The 3,260-nt window shown below is 69.6% G+C and carries 3 protein-coding genes; all 3 read right to left on the bottom strand.

Going from position 1 to position 3,260, the window contains the following annotated elements:
* Positions 1-11: 11 nt before the first annotated feature.
* On the bottom strand, positions 12-1,601 hold the full coding sequence (locus tag B3587_RS12230) for an MFS transporter (RefSeq protein WP_228178996.1): 1,590 nt from the start codon (positions 1,599-1,601) through the stop codon (positions 12-14).
* A gap of 170 nt (positions 1,602-1,771) precedes the next feature.
* Positions 1,772-2,440, bottom strand: a complete 669-nt coding sequence (locus B3587_RS12225; RefSeq protein ID WP_292729054.1) for a response regulator — start codon at positions 2,438-2,440, stop codon at positions 1,772-1,774.
* On the bottom strand, positions 2,437-3,260 hold an 824-nt coding region (locus B3587_RS12220; protein WP_292729052.1), incomplete at its 5' end, for a sensor histidine kinase. The genes B3587_RS12225 and B3587_RS12220, both read right to left, overlap by 4 nt.

Below are 3,260 nucleotides of genomic sequence, written 5' to 3'. Positions count from 1 at the left end.
CCGCATCCGGCTCAGGCCTTGTCGGCGTCGGCCTTCTCGTAGGAGGCGACGAGCTCGAGTTCCTTCTGCTTCTTCGGGAGGAAGAACCAGACGACCGCGGCGCCGATGGCGATGGCGATCGCGCCGAAGGCGTAGGCCGCGATCGACCCGGTCTCCAGCGACTGGCGGGCGGCGGTCAGGATCTGGTCTTTGTACTGCGGGTACTGGTCGGCCACGTGCAGCGCCGAAGCGTACGAGGCCTGCAGCGCCGCGACGACCTGGTCGCTGATGCTCGAGGCCTGCGAGGACTCGGAGATGAGCTTGCCGAAGTGGTGGGCGAAGCCGGCGGCGAGGATGGCGCCGAGCACGCCCTGCATGATCGATCCGCCGAGGTCTCGCTGCAGGTCGGCGGTGGCAGAGGCCATCCCGACGCGGCGCACCGGGGTCGATTCGGTGATCGCCCGGGATGCCGGGGTCATCGCGAACCCCGCGCCGATCCCGATCACGAGGTAGGCGATCGAGACGTACCAGAACGGGGTGGTCTCGTTCCAGAAGAGCATCGTGATGAACCCGAACAGCACGAACAGGTAGCCGATCATCATCGTGAAGCGCGATCCGCGGGTGAGGACGAGCTTCGCGGACTGCGGCGCGACCAGCAGCAGGCCGACACCGGCGGGCACGATCGAGAGGGAGGCATCCAGGGTGGAGTACCCGAGGATGTTCTGCTGGAACTGCTGCCCCACGAACATCGCCCCCATGAGCGACCCGAAGACGATCATGCCGCCGGTCGCGGGCGCCCAGAACATCCGTCGCCGCGCGACGCGCAGGTCGTAGAGGGGCGAGGATGCCGTCGCCTGCCGCCACCCGAACAGCCCCAGCAGCACCACGGCGGCGATCAGCAGGATGAGCCCGAACGTGGCGGTGTCGGGCACGAACACGGTCGAGAGCCCGAGCACGATCGATCCGATCATGAACACCGAGATCACACCGCCGAGGTGGTCGACCTTCTCGTTGTTCTCGGCGACGTGGCTGGGCACGAACATCCACACGAGGATGAATCCGGCGAGGGCGAAGGGGACGGCCAGCAGGAACGCCGAGCCCCACCAGAACCACAGCAGCAGTACGCCGGCGAGCACCGATCCGACGACGGTCGCGGTGGCGCTGACCGCCGACCACAGCGCGATCGCGAGGGTGCGCTGCTTGCCCGGTCCCCACAGGGCGGTGATGAGCGAGAGGGTCACGGGGTAGGCCATGCCGGCGGCGATGCCGGTGAGGATGCGCGCGACGATGAGCATCTCGACGGATGCCGAGAACGCGGCGACGAAGCTGATGACCACCGTGAGGCCGAGGCCGAGGACGAGCAGCTGCTTGCGTCCGTACCGGTCGGCGACGGCGCCGAGGTAGAGGACCGACATCGCGAGGCCCAGCGAGCAGCCCACGGCGACGAGGTTGAGCGCGGTCTGCCCGGCGCCGAACGCATCCCCGATGTCGGGGAGGGCGATGTTCGCGGCGGCGAGGTTGATGTTGCACACGAGGGCGCCGAGGATCAGCGCCGTCAGCACGAGTTTCGGCCGCGGCGGCGCGGCGGGGGTGGCGGGCACGGATGCTGCGGCGTCGGTCACGCGACAACACTAGCGATGCTCGGTCGGCGGCATCGGCATCCGTCGCCAACTCCTCAATACCGCGGCCCGGCACGGCATCCGGCGCGCAGGACTCCCGCGCCGCCCGCGGATGTGAGGAGTTGGCCACACGTACCGCAGGCCTCCTCGCGCGGAGGAACGTCGTCGGGACCTTACGGACGGGGACTCTGGTCGCGCATCCGCCCCGTCTGGTGTGCCCAGATCGCGATCTCGACGCGGTTGCGGGCGCCGAGCTTGGTCATGAGGCTCGCGATGTGCGTCTTAACGGTGCTGAGGGTGATGTAGAGGTTCGTCGCGATCTCACTGTTGCTGAGCCCGCGCGCGACGTCGGCGAGCACCTGCTCCTCACGCTCGGTGAGCGGTTCGATCGGCTGCGGAACCGGCGACGGGGCCGCAGCGCTGAAGACGTGCAGCAGCCGCACTGTGACGTTGGGCGCGATCAGGGCGTCACCGTTCGCGGCGGCGCGGATCGCCTGGGCGAGCAGTTCTGACCCGGCATCCTTGAGGAGGAATCCCTTGGCTCCTGCCCGCAGCGCGTCGAACACGTATTCGTCGAGGTCGAAGGTGGTGATGATGACCACCGCCATCGGGTCCTGGATGTCGGGACCGGCGAGAATGCGGGTCGCCTGGATGCCGTCGAGGCCCGGCATCCGGATGTCGAAGAGGCACACGTCCGGACGCAGCCGGCGCGCCAGCGCGACAGCTTGGTTGCCGTCGGATGCCTGCCCGACGACCTCGATATCCGGCTGTGCGTCGAGGATCATGCTGAGCCCCGTGCGAACGAGCTCCTGATCGTCGGCGATGAGCACGCGGATGGTCACGGAGCCCATCCAACACGAGGGAGGGTCGCGGTCACAGCCCACCCGCCGTCCGGTCGCGGGCCGGCTTCGCAGGTGCCGCCCAGCAGGGCCGCGCGCTCGCTCATGCCGATGAGGCCGAAGCCGGGCGCGGGCGGCGCCGCCAGGTCGCCGTCGTTGACGACGCTCAGTCGCACGCCGGTCTCGTCGGCCACGGCGACCACCTCGACCCGGGTCAGGTGACGGGAGTGACGGAGGGCGTTGGTCACTGACTCCTGCGCGATGCGGAACACCGCGGCGGCAACGGGCGGAGGGATGCTCACCTCGGTCTCGCTGACAGCGACCTCGACCACGACGCCGCCGGGCGTGGTGGTCGCGAGCTGTGCGATGTCGCCGAGGCCGGGACTCGGGGCGAGCTCGGCCGTCTCACCGTCTCGCAGCACGCGCACCATCGACCGCAGCTCGCGCAGGGTCTTGGCCGCCTCGGTCTCGATCACGCGGAGCGCGTCCTGCGCCGCGGACGGGTCGTGCGGTGCGACCGCGGTGCCCGCCTGCGCGCGGATCGCGATCGCCGTGACGTGGTGCGCGACGGTGTCGTGCAGGTCGCGTGCGAGCTGCTCCCGTTCGTGCATGCGGATGCGTTCCAGCAGGCGCAGACGGGCGCCGGCGCGGTAGCGAAACGCCATGCCGAGCAGGACCGACATGAGCAGGAGGGCGAATCCGCCGACCAGCTCGAGAAGTCCCCCGCCTCGCACGAAGGTGAGACTGAGGCTCGCGATCACGAGCACCGAGCCGATCACGAGGTCGCGCCCCGACGCCCAGCGGAACAGGGCGTAGACGATCA

Origin of the sequence: Microbacterium sp. UBA837, assembly GCF_002296025.1 — a bacterium.
GTDB lineage: Bacteria > Actinomycetota > Actinomycetes > Actinomycetales > Microbacteriaceae > Microbacterium.
Note: the sequence above shows the minus strand (reverse complement) of the source record. Positions and strands in the feature narration are given on the sequence as shown.